This window comes from uncultured Reyranella sp. (genome assembly GCF_945957355.1).
GTDB lineage: Bacteria > Pseudomonadota > Alphaproteobacteria > Reyranellales > Reyranellaceae > Reyranella.
Genome location: NZ_CAMFKM010000012.1, coordinates 96,234 through 109,123 on the forward strand (window position 1 = coordinate 96,234; position 12,890 = coordinate 109,123).

Annotated in this window: 16 protein-coding genes; 14 read left to right on the forward strand and 2 right to left on the reverse strand. The window is 65.1% G+C overall.

From position 1 onward, the window contains the following. Positions 1–37 precede the first annotated feature (37 nt). Genes Q0Q48_RS19495 through Q0Q48_RS19510 form a run of 4 tightly spaced genes read left to right on the forward strand, consistent with a single transcriptional unit; the run spans position 38 to position 2,248 of the window. Complete coding sequence (locus Q0Q48_RS19495; protein WP_295141233.1) at positions 38–496, forward strand: MaoC family dehydratase; 459 nt, start codon at positions 38–40, stop codon at positions 494–496. Then, on the forward strand, positions 493–1,338 hold the full coding sequence (locus Q0Q48_RS19500; protein WP_295141235.1) for a VOC family protein: 846 nt from the start codon (positions 493–495) through the stop codon (positions 1,336–1,338). Before Q0Q48_RS19495 ends, Q0Q48_RS19500 begins: the two co-directional genes overlap by 4 nt. Positions 1,339–1,343: 5 nt before the next feature. Beyond that, entirely contained in the window at positions 1,344–1,787 is a 444-nt protein-coding gene (locus Q0Q48_RS19505; protein WP_295141238.1) for an acyl-CoA thioesterase, read from the forward strand. Further along, positions 1,784–2,248: a PaaI family thioesterase gene (locus Q0Q48_RS19510; protein ID WP_295141241.1), complete on the forward strand. Its 465-nt coding sequence runs from the start codon at positions 1,784–1,786 to the stop codon at positions 2,246–2,248. The genes Q0Q48_RS19505 and Q0Q48_RS19510 overlap by 4 nt, the downstream gene beginning before the upstream one ends. 94 nt (positions 2,249–2,342) lie before the next feature. On the opposite strand, the gene Q0Q48_RS19515 is transcribed toward Q0Q48_RS19510, so the two are convergent. Then, positions 2,343–3,926, reverse strand: coding sequence for a hypothetical protein (locus tag Q0Q48_RS19515; protein ID WP_295141243.1), 1,584 nt, complete (start codon positions 3,924–3,926; stop codon positions 2,343–2,345). A gap of 62 nt (positions 3,927–3,988) precedes the next feature. Here Q0Q48_RS19515 and Q0Q48_RS19520 point away from each other — a divergent pair, with 62 nt between their 5' ends. The 7 genes from Q0Q48_RS19520 to Q0Q48_RS19550 all read left to right on the forward strand — a co-directional run bounded on the left by Q0Q48_RS19520 (position 3,989) and on the right by Q0Q48_RS19550 (position 9,742). Continuing rightward, positions 3,989–4,729 carry a bifunctional 2-polyprenyl-6-hydroxyphenol methylase/3-demethylubiquinol 3-O-methyltransferase UbiG gene (locus tag Q0Q48_RS19520; protein WP_295141245.1) on the forward strand — a complete coding sequence of 247 codons (741 nt, stop codon included), beginning with the start codon at positions 3,989–3,991 and terminating at the stop codon, positions 4,727–4,729. After that, positions 4,722–5,774 carry a glycosyltransferase family 2 protein gene (locus Q0Q48_RS19525; RefSeq protein ID WP_295141248.1) on the forward strand — a complete coding sequence of 351 codons (1,053 nt, stop codon included), beginning with the start codon at positions 4,722–4,724 and terminating at the stop codon, positions 5,772–5,774. Before Q0Q48_RS19520 ends, Q0Q48_RS19525 begins: the two co-directional genes overlap by 8 nt. 3 nt (positions 5,775–5,777) lie before the next feature. Then, a complete protein-coding gene (locus tag Q0Q48_RS19530) occupies positions 5,778–6,110 on the forward strand; it encodes an EamA family transporter (RefSeq protein ID WP_295141251.1) in 333 nt (110 codons plus the stop codon). Positions 6,111–6,123: 13 nt separating this feature from the next. Then, entirely contained in the window at positions 6,124–6,987 is an 864-nt protein-coding gene (locus Q0Q48_RS19535; RefSeq protein ID WP_295141254.1) for a crotonase/enoyl-CoA hydratase family protein, read from the forward strand. A gap of 87 nt (positions 6,988–7,074) precedes the next feature. Further along, positions 7,075–8,109, forward strand: coding sequence for an ABC transporter substrate-binding protein (locus Q0Q48_RS19540; protein WP_295141257.1), 1,035 nt, complete (start codon positions 7,075–7,077; stop codon positions 8,107–8,109). Positions 8,110–8,145: 36 nt separating this feature from the next. After that, entirely contained in the window at positions 8,146–8,943 is a 798-nt protein-coding gene (locus Q0Q48_RS19545) for an ABC transporter ATP-binding protein (RefSeq protein ID WP_295141492.1), read from the forward strand. 1 nt (position 8,944) lies between these two features. After that, complete coding sequence (locus tag Q0Q48_RS19550) at positions 8,945–9,742, forward strand: ABC transporter permease (RefSeq protein ID WP_295141260.1); 798 nt, start codon at positions 8,945–8,947, stop codon at positions 9,740–9,742. Between the two features lie 2 nt (positions 9,743–9,744). Here the strand turns inward: Q0Q48_RS19550 and Q0Q48_RS19555 are convergent, their stop codons facing one another. Further along, a complete protein-coding gene (locus Q0Q48_RS19555; protein WP_295141263.1) occupies positions 9,745–10,566 on the reverse strand; it encodes an enoyl-CoA hydratase in 822 nt (273 codons plus the stop codon). Between the two features lie 147 nt (positions 10,567–10,713). On the opposite strand from Q0Q48_RS19555, the gene Q0Q48_RS19560 reads away from it, so the two are divergent. From Q0Q48_RS19560 to Q0Q48_RS19570, 3 genes are all read left to right on the forward strand, one after another. After that, positions 10,714–11,181 carry a MaoC family dehydratase gene (locus Q0Q48_RS19560; protein WP_295141266.1) on the forward strand — a complete coding sequence of 156 codons (468 nt, stop codon included), beginning with the start codon at positions 10,714–10,716 and terminating at the stop codon, positions 11,179–11,181. A 10-nt stretch (positions 11,182–11,191) separates the two neighbouring features. Further along, complete coding sequence (locus tag Q0Q48_RS19565) at positions 11,192–11,884, forward strand: gamma-glutamylcyclotransferase (RefSeq protein WP_295141269.1); 693 nt, start codon at positions 11,192–11,194, stop codon at positions 11,882–11,884. 79 nt (positions 11,885–11,963) lie between these two features. Continuing rightward, positions 11,964–12,890, forward strand: coding sequence for a DMT family transporter (locus Q0Q48_RS19570; RefSeq protein ID WP_295141272.1), 927 nt, complete (start codon positions 11,964–11,966; stop codon positions 12,888–12,890).

Genomic DNA, 12,890 nt, shown 5'->3' on the forward strand with positions numbered 1-12,890 from the left:
GCTTGCGTGATTGCCCATGCTCTGCGAAGACCAAAATATGCAATCTGCAGAGCCCCGCTACTGGGAAGACTACGAAGTCGGCAGGAAATACCCTCTCGGCTCGACCAGCTTCACGGCCGAGGAAATCGTCGAGTTCGCCGAGAAGTTCGATCCGCAGAGCTTTCACGTCGATGCCGAAGCCGCAAAATCCTCTCTTTTCGGGGGGCTTTGTGCGTCCGGTTGGCACGTCGCCGCCAAGCTGATGCGGCTCTTCGTCGACAATTACGTCGACAAGCGCACGGCGCTGGGCTCTCCTGGTATCGACGAGCTGCGCTGGCTGAAGCCGGTGCGGCCGGGCGACACGCTCACGGCCTGGGTCGAGTGCGCGGACAAGGTCCCGTCCAAAAGCCGGCCGACGCTGGGCGTGATCCACGAGCATTGGACGGCGGTCAATCAGAACGGCGAGCTGGTCATGACCTCCAAGGGCGTCAACATGGTGCGCAGGAGGCCGGTATGAAGCGTGCGGTGAAGGGGCTCGACCATGTGGTGGTCATGGTCGATGGCATCGACGCGGCCGAGGTGGCCTACAGGAAGCTCGGCTTTCAGGTCCAGCCGCGCGGGTTTCACAAGAAGCTCGGCACGGCCAACCACCTGATGATCTTCGATACCGACTACTTCGAGATCCTGGGCATCGTCGAGGATACCGAGTTCAATGCCGCGCGGCGCGAGTGGTTGAAGGCTGGTGGCGGGCTCGCCAACGTGGCGCTGGCGACCGACGGCGCCGACGTTGCCTACGAAGCCTTCAAGGCGGCCGGTCTCAATCCCGATGCCCCGCTCTTCTTCGACCGTGCGGTCGAGGTGGCGGGAAAGACGGAACTCGCCAGGTTTCGCACGGTGCGTATTCCGAAGGACAACATGCCGGTGGTCGGCTTCTTCGTCTGCGAGCACCAGACGCCGGAATTCGTCTACCGGCCGGAATGGGCCGCTCATCCCAACGGTGCGCGCGGCATCCTGGGTGTAACCGTGATCGCCGAACAGCCGGCCAAGTGGATCCCCGAGTTGGAGAAGTATTTCGGCCCGGACTCCGTCAAGCGGGAGGGCGAAGGGCTCGTGGTCGACACCGGTACCCAGCCGATCCGCTACATGACGCCCAAGGATTATGCCGTCCGCTATCCCGGCATCACGCCGGTGCGCAGGGACGATCATCCCGCACTGCTCACGATTCGCGTCGAGAACCTCGCGGCCTGCGAGGCCCTGCTGAAGAAGAACGGCGTCAAGTTCACGAAGCCCGATTCCGGGCGGCTGGTCGTCCCGCCGTCGGAAGCCGCGCATCTCACCCTGGAATTTTCGGAGCTCTAGTCTTCATGGCGTTCGATCTCGCCGACCGCGGCATCTACGGCTTCTCGACCACCGAAAACCTGCGCTTCGCGGACGTCGACGCCAACGGGCACATCAACAACGGAGCCTTTCTCGAACTGCTGGAGAATGTGCGCGTCGCGTACCTTCGTCAGATCGTTCGCACGGGGCTACCGCGCTTCCGGATGGTCGTCGGCCGCATCGAGGCCGACTTCAAGCGACAGATGTTCTATCCCGGCACAGCCGTGGCCTGCTGCCGCCTGATCGAGGCGCACGAGCGCAAGTGCATCGTCGGCCAGGGACTGTTCGACGGTGAGGGAAACTGCACCGCCGTGCAGAAGGTGATCATGGTCTCGCTGAACGAGAAGACGCACCGCGCCACGCCGTTCGATCCCGTGGTGCGCACCATGCTCGACCGGCTCGTCGCCTCCCGGGATGGGCTCAATTCATGACGGCTTCGACTCCGGAAGGTTTCCGCAAGCTCAATGTCACCGACGACTTCGTCGGGCTCGTGGGACCTCTCTGGTTCAAGGCGGAAGAGGACGGTCTCAGGATCGGCCTGCCGCTGGAGAAGCGGCACGGCAACCCGATGGGCTGGGCTCACGGCGGCCTGCTCGTCACAGTCGCCGACATGGTGATGGGCGTGGGCTCGGGTTTCTCGACCGGCTTGTTCTGGCCGCATCCGACGATCTCGCTGACCAGTGAGTTCGTGCGCGGTGCCAGGTTGGGGCAGTGGCTGGAAGGCAAGGCGCGCATCGCACGGCGCACCCTCAATTTCTGCTTCGCAAGCTGCGACCTCGTCTGCGGCGAGGAGATCGTGCTGGTCGCCTCGGGCGTCTTCAAGGTGCCCGATCCGGAGAAGATACCGGAGGCCGCACGCGCCGCTGCGCTGTCGCCGCCATGGAAGGCCTGAGCCTCCTGTCATCCTGACTGAAGCGAAGGATATCGCGCCAGCCAGGGTGTACTTCGGTCGTTCCGTCAGATCCTTCGCTTCGCTCTGGACGACATTATTTCTTCAGCTTCTTCCGGCGGTAGATCCGGTAGCGGTCGAAATCCATCAGGTGTTCGTAGTTCTCGAAGGCGTCGGCGAAAATCCGATTCTGCATGAAGTATTCGAGATAATCGAACTCCCTGCCCTGGCAGCGCGGCACGCCGGCGATCCGGTCGACGATCAACAGGTCGGGATGTTCGCGGGCGAAGTCCTCGCTCACCGTGTCGAACACGAACTTTTCGGAGTCGCCCATCGTGTCGGGCGGATTGTAGAGGGCCGGGAAGTCATCGCAGGTCGCATAAACTCCCTGCAGCACCCACATGGTGAGGAACCGCGTGGTCATGCGGCCACCGATGTAGTTGATCATCGGCCAGAACGGGTAGATGCCCGGTGACAGGACGAGGACGGTCCGGTGCGGTGCGTTCTGCTCGATGATGTGCTGCAGCCGGCCGCCGATGGATGCCTCGAACTGGCGCTGCTTGTAGAAGGGCGGCGTGTAGAGCGCGGCCTGGAAGTAGAGCAACACCATGAAGGTGGCGCAGATCACCGCCACCGGAAGGCGGTGGGCGCTGCGACTGATCGGCAAGTAGCGGTCGACGGTCTGGGAGACGGTGAGGGCGGCGAGCAGGATTGCGGCGGAAAGTGCGGGCAGCACGTGATAGGGCCAGCCCTTGGCCTGGCCGATGGCCGAGAGGGCCGCTCCTACGCCGAATACTACGAGGACGCGCGCCGCGATGGTCTTGGTAAATACGATAGCCAGCAGGCCGAAGATCGCCAGCGCGAGCAGGGTGGGCCCCAGCACGTTGCTGGTCAGCACCTCGCGCCAGCCCGACTCGCCGATCGGCGCATAGGCCTCGACCGCGAGCGGCAGGACGAAGTGTCCGAACTCGGGGAACACCAGGTACATGATCGCCAGGTGGGCTACCGCCATGAGGCCGATCGCCCAGGGGATCGGGTCGGTGAAGGTCGGTCGCACGCCGCGCCGGAACAGCAGGTAGAGCTCGACCGCGGCCGGGATGGCGAGATAGTGCGGCTTCATCGCCAGAGCGATGCCCGCCACCAGGCCCACGGCGATGGAGGCGAAGCGCGACGGGGTCACCCCCTCGGCGCGCGCCATCGAGGCGATTAGGTAGGGCGCGCTGGCCACGAACATGATGTGCTCGCGCTGGCCGAAATGCTCGTTGGGCAGCACGGAGAACAGGAAGAGCAGAACCGGCGGCAGCAGCGCTTCAGTGAGCGCATGGTCGGCCGATGGAACGAGATGGATGAGCCGCCGACAGGCCCAGAACGAGGCGAAAATGCCCGCGACGACCCAGGCCGTGAACCAGAATGCCACCGTGCCGGGCAGGATCTTCGCCGTCAGCACTGGCAGCCCATGTACGACGAAGGTCAGCGGCAGGTTCTCGTCCAGCACCTCGACATAGAGCTTCTCGCCGCCGATCCAGCGCGTCGACACGTCGAGGATGGCCGCGACATCGTGGTTGATGGGTGGGAAGAAATAACCGGCCAGCCAGAGAATGGGCAGCGCGAACAGCGGGACCAGCAGGAGCTGCTCGACACGTGGCGGGATCGTCGGAGGTTTGGTCTGAACGGTTGGCAAGGCGGGGCGAAGATATCATAAGCGGACGGGAAGGGGAGACTCCCCGGGAGAGAGGCCGCTTCGTGGAACGGGCCGAATACGAACATATGCATGCGGTCGAAGACCGCATGTGGTGGTATCGCGGCCTGCGGAAGCTGGTCGCCGACCAGCTCGCCCGGGCGCTGTCGCGATCGCGAGCCGGCGGACCGGTCCTCGATGCAGGATGCGGCACCGGCGGCATGCTGCGGGTTCTTGGCCCGGCCGTCGCCGGCCGACCGACTATTGGCCTCGAATACGACCCCAAGGCTGCGGGCATGGCGAAAGCCAAGGCCGGCCGCCCGATCCTGTCTGGGTCGGTCAATGAATTGCCGCTTGGCGATGGAACCCTCGGTGCCTACGTTTCGCTCGACGTTCTCTGCCACGCCAGCGTGGAGCCCGTGCGTGCCTTGGAAGAGGCGCATCGTTGCCTTGGGCCAGGCGCGATCGCGATTTTCAATCTGCCGGCCTATTCCTGGATGCTGTCGGCGCACGACAGGCGCGTCCATAATGCCCGCCGCTTCACCCGCGGCGAGGCCCGCGCACTGATCGCCGCGCCCGGCTTCCGTATCCTTAGGGCGAGCTATTGGAACACGCTCCTGTTTCCCCTGATGCTCATCCACCGGCTGGTCGAGCGCGGGGACGCCGAGAGTGATGTGCGCGATTATCCACGCTGGCTCGATGCCATCTTCTCCACTGCGCTCGCCATCGAGCGCGCCGCCATCGGTGCCGGGCTCAGCCTCCCGTTCGGCGGTTCCCTCATGATCGTGGCGGTGCGTGATGCTTGAGAATTCAGCCGAGGGGCCGGCCCTCTCCGTCGTCGTGCCCGTATATAACGGCGCAGCCACCGTCGGCGAACTGGTGAAGGCCCTGCGCGCCCTGGATATCCAGGGGGGGCTGGAGATCGTCCTGGTGGTCGATGGCAGTCCCGACAACAGTCTCGACGTCTGCAAGCAGCTCGCGGCCGAGCCTGGGGCGCCGGTGACCGTTCTGAGCCTCAGCCGCAATTTCGGCGAGCACAATGCGGTCATGGCGGGCTTTGCAAGGGCGCGCGGCGCCTACACGATCACCATGGACGACGACCTGCAGAACCCGCCGGAGGAAGTCCGCCGTCTGTTCGAGCATGCGCGCGACGGCATGTACGATGCGGTCTACACCTACTACGAGGAGAAGAAGCACGCCGCCTGGCGCAATCTCGGCAGCCGCTTCACCAACTGGTGCGCCGACAAGCTGATCGACAAGCCGCCCGGCCTCTACCTCTCGAGCTTTCGCTGCGTTTCGCGCTTCCTGCGCGAGCGGGTCGTGTCGAGTTACGAGGGGCCGGCGCCCTATGTCGATGGCCTGATCTTCCAGATCACCCAGAACGTGAGCCGCCTGCAGGTCAATCACCTGCCACGCGCCGAAGGGCGATCGAATTACACGTTGCGCCGCTTGTTGCGACTGTGGTTGGCGATGTTCCTGAACTTCTCGGTGATGCCGCTCCGTATTGCGACGATCCTCGGCCTGGTCTTCGGTGCGCTGGGGGCGGTGGCCGCGGGCATCACGATCGTCGAGGCGATCATCTCCGACCGGGCGCCGCAGGGCTGGGCCTCGCTGATGGTCGCGGTGCTGGTGCTGGCGGGCGTGCAGCTGCTCGTGATCGGCATGATCGGAGAGTATCTCGGCAGCATGTTCCTGGCCGTGAACCGCAAGCCGCAATACCTCGTGCGGGAAGTGTTCCGCCGCGATCCTGAAGCCGGGGGGCTCGACATCGAGCGGCCGAAGGTCGATACGCGGGCGGCCGGCCAGCCGCATCGCGAACCATCGCGCGAGCCGGATCGCAGGGAGAGCTGAAGGATGATGATCTACTACGTGGCGCTGGGGATCGGGATCCTGACCGGCATCGGCGGCCAGATGTTGCTCAAGGCGGGGGCCGATGCCCCGGACTTCGTGAGCCAGCTCTTTCGACCCTCGACCATCGCCGGACTGGCGCTCTACGGGTCGGCCGCCTTCCTCTACATAGTCGCACTGCGGAAGATTCCGGTCTCGGTGGCCTTTCCCAGCGTGTCGCTCTCCTATGCGATCGTTGCAGTGCTCGGGCACTTCCTTTTCGGCGAGCCGTTCGGCATCAAGCAGATCGGCGGCATCGCGCTGATCGTGGGCGGCGTCGTTCTCATCAACCAGGCCTGAGAGGGACGTCCCCGTGAATTACGAGCAGATCAACTACGAAGCCAAGGACGGCATCCTCACCATCACCCTCAACCGTCCCGACAAACTCAACGCCTTTACCGGCAAGATGCTGTCGGAATTGCTCGACGCGATGGACCGTGCCGACCGCGACGACGATGTGCGCGCCATAGTGTTCACCGGGGCTGGCCGCGGCTTCTGCGCGGGGGCCGACCTGTCGGGAGGCGCCAATACCTTCAACGCCGAGAATCGCGGGCCGATCGATCCCGGCCTCGACGGCCATCGCGACGGCGGCGGCCTCTTTACCCTGCGTCTCTACGAATCGCTGAAGCCCACTATCGCCGCGTGCAACGGCCCGGCGGTCGGCGTCGGCATTACCATGCAGCTCGCCATGGACATTCGCCTCGCATCCGAAGCGGCGCGCTACGGTTTCGTTTTCACCCGCCGCGCCATCGTGATGGAGGCCTGCTCGAGCTGGTTCCTGCCCCGCCTCGTCGGGCCGCAGCAGGCACTGGAATGGGTGATGACCGGCCGCGTCTTCTCCGCCGAGGAGGCGCTGAACGGCCGCCTCGTACGCTCGATCCACAAGCCCGACGATCTCCTGCCGGCCGCCTACGCGCTGGCCCGCGAGATCGCCGACAACACTGCGCCGGTTGCGGTCGCGCTGAACCGCCAGATGATCTGGAAGATGCTTGGCGCCGACCATCCAATGGAAGCCCACAAGGTCGATTCCAAGGGCATCTACTCGCGCGGCAAGTCGGACGACGTGAAGGAAGGTGTGACCGCCTTCCTTGAAAAACGCCCGGCGCGCTTCCCCATGAAGGTGAGCGACGGCATGCCGTCCTACTTCCCGTGGTGGACGGAGCGGACGTTCAAGTAGTCGGGCTTTCTCCGCGACTGGCGGCGGTTGCCGCGACGGTTGGCTTGCGGCAAGCTGCAGCAAAACAAACCTGTCGTGGAGGAAACGATGACCAAGCTGCAGATGCGGCGCCGGACCTTGCTGGCGGCCGCCCCGATCGTACTGGCTGCACCCCATGTCGCCCGGGCGCAGGCCAAGCCCGAGAAGAGCAAGGTCGTCCTGGCCGTCGGCGGCAAGTCCGCCCTCTATTACCTTTCGCTTACCATCGCCGAGCGCAAGGGCTTCTTCAAGGAAGCCGGCCTCGACGTCGAGATCAATGATTTCCAGGGCGGCGCCAAGTCGCTACAGGCCCTGATGGGCGGCAGTGCCGACGTCGTCGCCGGCGCCTACGAGCATACGATCCGCATGCAGCAGCGCGGCCAGCCCATCGTCGGCTTCGCCCTGATTGGTCGCGGCATGCAGCTCGCGATCGGTCTGCGCACCGATGTCGCCGCCAAGGTCAAGGGCCCCGCCGATATTAAGGGCATGAAGTTCGGCGTCACGGCGCCTGGCTCCCAGACGCACATGCTCGTCAACAACTGGGCCGCCAAGGGTGGGCTGAAGCCGACGGATATCGTCGCAATCGGAGTCGGCGCCGGCGCGTCTGTGGTCGCGGCTATCGAGAAGGGCGAGGTCGATGGCGTGTCCCAAGCGGATCCCGCGCTGACGATCCTGCAGGAGAAGGGCGCGATCAAGATCATGGTCGACACCCGCACGATGAAGGGGAATCAGGAACTGTTCGGCGGCTCGATGCCGGCGGCCTGCCTCTATGCCCAGCCCGACCTTCTGAAGAAGACGCCGGGAACGGCGCAGGCGCTGGCGACGGGTATCGTCCGGGCGGATCAGTGGCTGCAGACGGCCAGCCCGGCCGACGTGGCGGCTGCGGTGCCGGAAGCCTTCCTGCTGGGCGACCGCGCGATCTACGAGAAGGCCTTCGCCAACGTGCGCGACACCATCTCGCCGGACGGCGTCATGCCTTCGGACGGCCCGGCCAACTGCCTCAAGTTCCTGGCCGAGGGTGATCCCAAGATCGAGCCAGCCAAGATCAAGCTCGCCGACACGTGGACCAACGAGTTCGCCCAGCGGGCCGGCAAGCGCAGCTAACCCGGCGTGAATACCAACGGTGTGCCGGCGCTGCGGCTGGCAAACGTCACTTGTCGCTTCGCGGACCGTGACCGAAAGGGCGAGGCCTATACTGCGGTCGCCGACGCGACGCTGACGATCGAAGTGGGGGAGTTCGTGTCCGTCGTCGGCCCGACCGGCTGCGGTAAGTCGACCCTGCTGAACGTTGCGGCCGGACTGCTCGATCCCTCAGCCGGTTCGGTCGAGGTCTTCGGCCAGCCGCTGCGGGCGGCCGACGGCGTGAATCGCCGGGCCGGTTACATGTTCCAGGCGGACGCCCTGATGCCGTGGCGGACCGGGATCGACAATGTCGTGGCGGGTCTGGAGTTCCGAGGGGTGCCCCGCGCCGAGGCCAGGGCTCAGGGCGAGGAGTGGTTGCGCCGGGTCGGTCTTGCGGGCTTCGGCGACCGCTATCCGCACCAGATGTCGGGCGGCATGCGCAAGCGGCTGGCCCTTGCCCAGACCTTGATCCTCAGTCCCGATATCCTGCTCATGGACGAGCCGTTCTCCGCGCTCGATGTCCAGACACGCCAGCTCATGGAGAATGAACTGCTCGATCTCTGGGCGCAGGACCGGAAGTCGGTGCTGTTTATCACTCACGACCTCGAGGAGGCGATCGCGTTGTCCGATCGGGTGGTCGTGCTCTCGGCCGGCCCGGCGACACGGCCGATCGGCGACTTCAAGGTCGATCTGCCGCGTCCGCGCGACGTGCAGGAGATCCGCATGACGCCGGCGTTCCTCGCCCTCCATCGCGAGATCTGGGGCGCCATGAAGCAGGAAGTCCTGAAGGCCTATCAACGCCAGAAGGTGGGCTGAGATGCAGCTGCGCGCCCTGCAACTGCTCGTGCTCGCGGTCCTGATCGCCATCTGGTACGCGATGACGGCACCCGGCCTGATCCCGCCCTTCTATTTCGAGCAGGACAACCGTGCCGCCTTCTTCTTCGGCGAGCCGCAGAAGGTGTTCGGTGTTGTCGTCGACTGGTTTGCGACCGGCGAGATTTTCCCCCATCTCGGTGTCACGCTGCTGGAGACCGCGCTGGGCTTCTTCATCGGTGCGTCCTTCGGGCTCGGTGTCGGCCTGTGGCTGGCGCTGTCTCCTACCGCGTCGGCGGTGCTGGACCCCTACATCAAGGGCTTCAATTCGATGCCGAGGGTCGTGCTGGCGCCGATCTTCGCCGTGTGGTTCGGGCTCGGCATCTGGTCGAAGGTGGCGCTGGGTGTCACGCTCGTCTTCTTCGTGGTGTTCTTCAACGTCTACCAGGGCGTGCGCGAGGTCAGTCCCAACCTGATTGCCAACGCACGCATGCTGGGCGCCTCGCAGCGGCAGCTCCTGCGCTCGATCTACCTGCCGAGCGCGATGAGCTGGGTGTTCGCCAGCCTGCACAATGCCGTGGGCCTCGCTTTCGTGGGCGCCGTGGTCGGCGAGTATCTCGGCTCGTCGATGGGCGTCGGCTACCTGATCCTCCAGGCCGAGGGCACGTTCGACATCAACACCGTGTTCGCCGGCATCCTGGTCCTGACCGCCTTCGCCCTCGTGCTCGACGGTCTGGTCGGCACCGTCGAGCGGCGGCTGATGACGTGGCAGCCAAAGGCGGGCCAGACGGAGAAGGTTTAGACCTACTTACCGGTGAATCGCGCGGCGCGCTTCTCGAGATAGTGGGCGACGCCTTCCTTGAAGTCGGCGGTCTGAAAGGACAGTTCCATCTCGTGATTTGCCTGCACCGTGGCCTCGGTCAGGGTCTGGAACTCTGCCTCCCAGAGCTGGCGCTTCATGACGGCGACCGAGCGCGGCGAAACGGTGTTGGCGAGCAGGGTGGCATAGGCGCGCGCCTCGGCCAGCAGCTTGTCGTCGGGGATGACCCGGTTCACGAGGCCCATCGCCAGCGCCTCGGGTGCGCGGAACTTGCGGGCGGAGCAGAGCAGGTCGAGTGCCGTCGGCAGGCCGACCAGCCGCGGCAGCAGCCAGCTGATCCCGTGTTCGGCGATCAGGCCGCGCTGGGCGAAGGCGGTGGTGAAGACGGCGGATTCACCCGCGAAGCGCAGGTCGGCGTAGAGCGGGATCACCATGCCGAGGCCGGCCGCCGGGCCATTGATCGCCGCGATGATGAACTTCGGGATCGCCGGGAAATAGGAATAGTTCATTTTGAACTCGGGCAGGGTGCTGCCACCGGGAAGCCCTTCCTGGGCTTTGCTCGTCCGGTCGGCGGAGGCTCCCGAACCGATCGCCTGGAGCCCGCCCATGTCGGCGCCAGCGCAGAAACCGCGCCCGGCGCCTGTCAGGATGATCGCCCGAACCTCGGCATCGGCGCCGGCCCTGTGCATGGCGTCCTTGAGGTCGAAGTGCATCTGCCGCGTCCAGGCATTGAGCTTCTCGGGACGGTTGAGCGTGATGGTGCAGATGCGATCCGCGACGTCATAGAGGACGGTCTCGTACGCCATGTGGGGGTCTCCTCCTGTGCATTCTTGAGAGTGGCATGATGGGCAAAACCTCGCGACGATACAAACTTGGGGAGCAGCACAAGCGTGGCAGCCGGGCATTTCGGTTGTCGATTGCAGCGAAAGTGCAATTAATGGAGCTGAGGCAAGATGGCAAAGCGTGAGTTCGCCCATCCGAACGAGATGCAGAAATACGTGGGCCAGGAGATCGGTGTAAGTGACTGGGTCGAGATCACCCAGGAAAGGATCAACCTCTTCGCCGATGCCACCGGCGACCATCAGTGGATCCACGTCGACGTGGAGCGTGCGAAGAAGGACATGCCGGGCGGCAAGACCATCGCCCACGGGTTCCTGACCCTGTCGCTGATCCCGATGCTCAATAGCCAGATCTCGCACATCAACAACGTGCGCAACGGAATCAACTACGGCTGCAACAAGGTGCGTTTCACCAGCCCTGTCCCGGCCGGCTCGAAGGTGCGGGCGCGCGCCAAGCTGATCGCGGCCGATCCGATGGACAAGGGCGGCGTGCGCCTGACCAACCAGGTCACCATCGAGATCGAGGGCCAGGAGCGTCCGGCCTGCGTGGCCGAGACCATGGCCATCGTCTACGGAACCTGAGGTACCGCATTTGCTGACACGCGAGGACCTGAAGTCGGAACGGATCGATCAGATCGTCGCCGACGCCCGTGCCGCCGGCTACGACTTCTTCCTGTCGACGCCGGAACGCGAGGCCAGTCTCAACGAGGCGCTGCGCGACCGTCCGCCGGGTGAGGAGACCTGGATCTTCGCCTACGGCTCGTTGATGTGGAACCCGGCCCTCGAGTATGCCGAGGTCCAGCCCTGCAGCGTGGAGGGCTGGCGCCGCTCCTTCTGCTTTTGGACGCCGATGGGCCGGGGCACGCCGGAACTGCCCGGCCTGATGCTGGCGCTGGCCGACGGCGGACAGTGCGAGGGCATTGCCTATCGCCTGTCGCCGGAACTGGTGCGCCAGGAACTCGGTCTCCTGTGGAATCGCGAGATGCTGGCGGGTCTCTACAAGCCGCGCTGGGTGCCGGCCAGGCTGCGGGACGGTCGCACCGTCAGCGCCGTGACCTTCGTCGTCGAGACCGGGCATTGCCAGTATTGCGGCGACCTGCCGATCGAGAGGGCGGCCTATCACATCGCCTTCGCCGAGGGTCGTCGCGGCGCCTGCCGCGAGTACCTCCTGAACACGGCCGAGCATGCGCGATCGCTGGGCATCAATGACCCCTATCTCGAGGAGCTGGTTGCCCGTGTCGTCCGCTTGCGGGAGGATCAGGTGCCGGCTGCCGCTTTGGCCTGAACGGGCCACGCACTCGCCTCACGGAAGCCGTCGTACTGTCGATGGTGCGAGGCCGAAGGGCCTGTGACATAGTCACGGCGTGTCCGCTCTCGTCGCCCGCTGGCTCGCGCTGCCGCCAAATTTGCGTGGGATCCTCTGGGTCGCTTTGTCGGGCGTCCTGTTCGCGCTGCTCAACGTCTTCACGCTGATCCCGGCGAAGCATCTCAATCCCTATGTGATGGCCTTCCTGCGCTATTTCTTCGGCGCGCTGTTCCTCGTGCCGATCGTGATGCGATTGGGCCTCTACCGCTCGCTGCACACGAGGCGGCTGCCCCTGCACATCTCGCGGGGCGCCATCCATACGGCGGGCATGATGCTGTGGTTCGTGGCGCTGCCGCTCACGACCCTGGCCGAGATCACGGCGCTGGGTTTCACCGGGCCGATCTTCGTTACGATCGGTGCCGCGCTGTTCCTCTCCGAGAAGGTGCGGCTGCGGCGCTGGATCGCCGTCATGGTCGGCTTCATCGGCGCCATGATCATCATCCGGCCGGGCTTCGGCGACATCCATATCGGCGTCATCTGCATCCTGATCTCAACGCCGATCTTCTCGGCCTCGAACCTGATCTCCAAGGCGCTGGCCCGTACCGATTCGGCGACCACGATCGTGATCTGGCAGAACATCGTTATCGTCGCCTGCGCCCTGCCGTTCGCACTGTGGTTCTGGCAGATGCCACAATGGGGAGACGTCGTCTGGTTCCTGCTGGCGGGCCTGGCCGGTACGCTCGGCCATATCTGTCAGCAACGCGGCTACCAGCTAGCCGACATCACGTTGCTGCAGCCGATCGGCTTCCTGTCGCTGATCTGGAACACGATGCTGGGCTATTTCCTGTTCTTCCAGAAGCCCGACGTCTGGACCTTCGTCGGCGCGGCGGTGATCTTCGCCAGCGCTCTCTACATCTCCCACCGCGAGGCGGTGCGGCGGGCGCAGATCAGGACAGCGGCCGCGAAGGCCGATCCCGAGGCCTGA

Excerpts from the sequence above, each read along its gene's own strand:
- Q0Q48_RS19495 (WP_295141233.1), top strand. The coding sequence starts at position 38 with ATGCAATCTGCAGAGCCCCGCTACTGGGAAGACTACGAAGTCGGCAGG.
- Q0Q48_RS19500 (WP_295141235.1), top strand. The coding sequence starts at position 493 with ATGAAGCGTGCGGTGAAGGGGCTCGACCATGTGGTGGTCATGGTCGAT.
- Q0Q48_RS19505 (WP_295141238.1), top strand. The coding sequence starts at position 1,344 with ATGGCGTTCGATCTCGCCGACCGCGGCATCTACGGCTTCTCGACCACC.
- Q0Q48_RS19510 (WP_295141241.1), top strand. The coding sequence starts at position 1,784 with ATGACGGCTTCGACTCCGGAAGGTTTCCGCAAGCTCAATGTCACCGAC.
- Q0Q48_RS19525 (WP_295141248.1), top strand. The coding sequence starts at position 4,722 with ATGCTTGAGAATTCAGCCGAGGGGCCGGCCCTCTCCGTCGTCGTGCCC.
- Q0Q48_RS19530 (WP_295141251.1), top strand. The coding sequence starts at position 5,778 with ATGATGATCTACTACGTGGCGCTGGGGATCGGGATCCTGACCGGCATC.
- Q0Q48_RS19540 (WP_295141257.1), top strand. The coding sequence starts at position 7,075 with ATGACCAAGCTGCAGATGCGGCGCCGGACCTTGCTGGCGGCCGCCCCG.
- Q0Q48_RS19550 (WP_295141260.1), top strand. The coding sequence starts at position 8,945 with ATGCAGCTGCGCGCCCTGCAACTGCTCGTGCTCGCGGTCCTGATCGCC.
- Q0Q48_RS19555 (WP_295141263.1), bottom strand. The coding sequence starts at position 10,566 with ATGGCGTACGAGACCGTCCTCTATGACGTCGCGGATCGCATCTGCACC.
- Q0Q48_RS19560 (WP_295141266.1), top strand. The coding sequence starts at position 10,714 with ATGGCAAAGCGTGAGTTCGCCCATCCGAACGAGATGCAGAAATACGTG.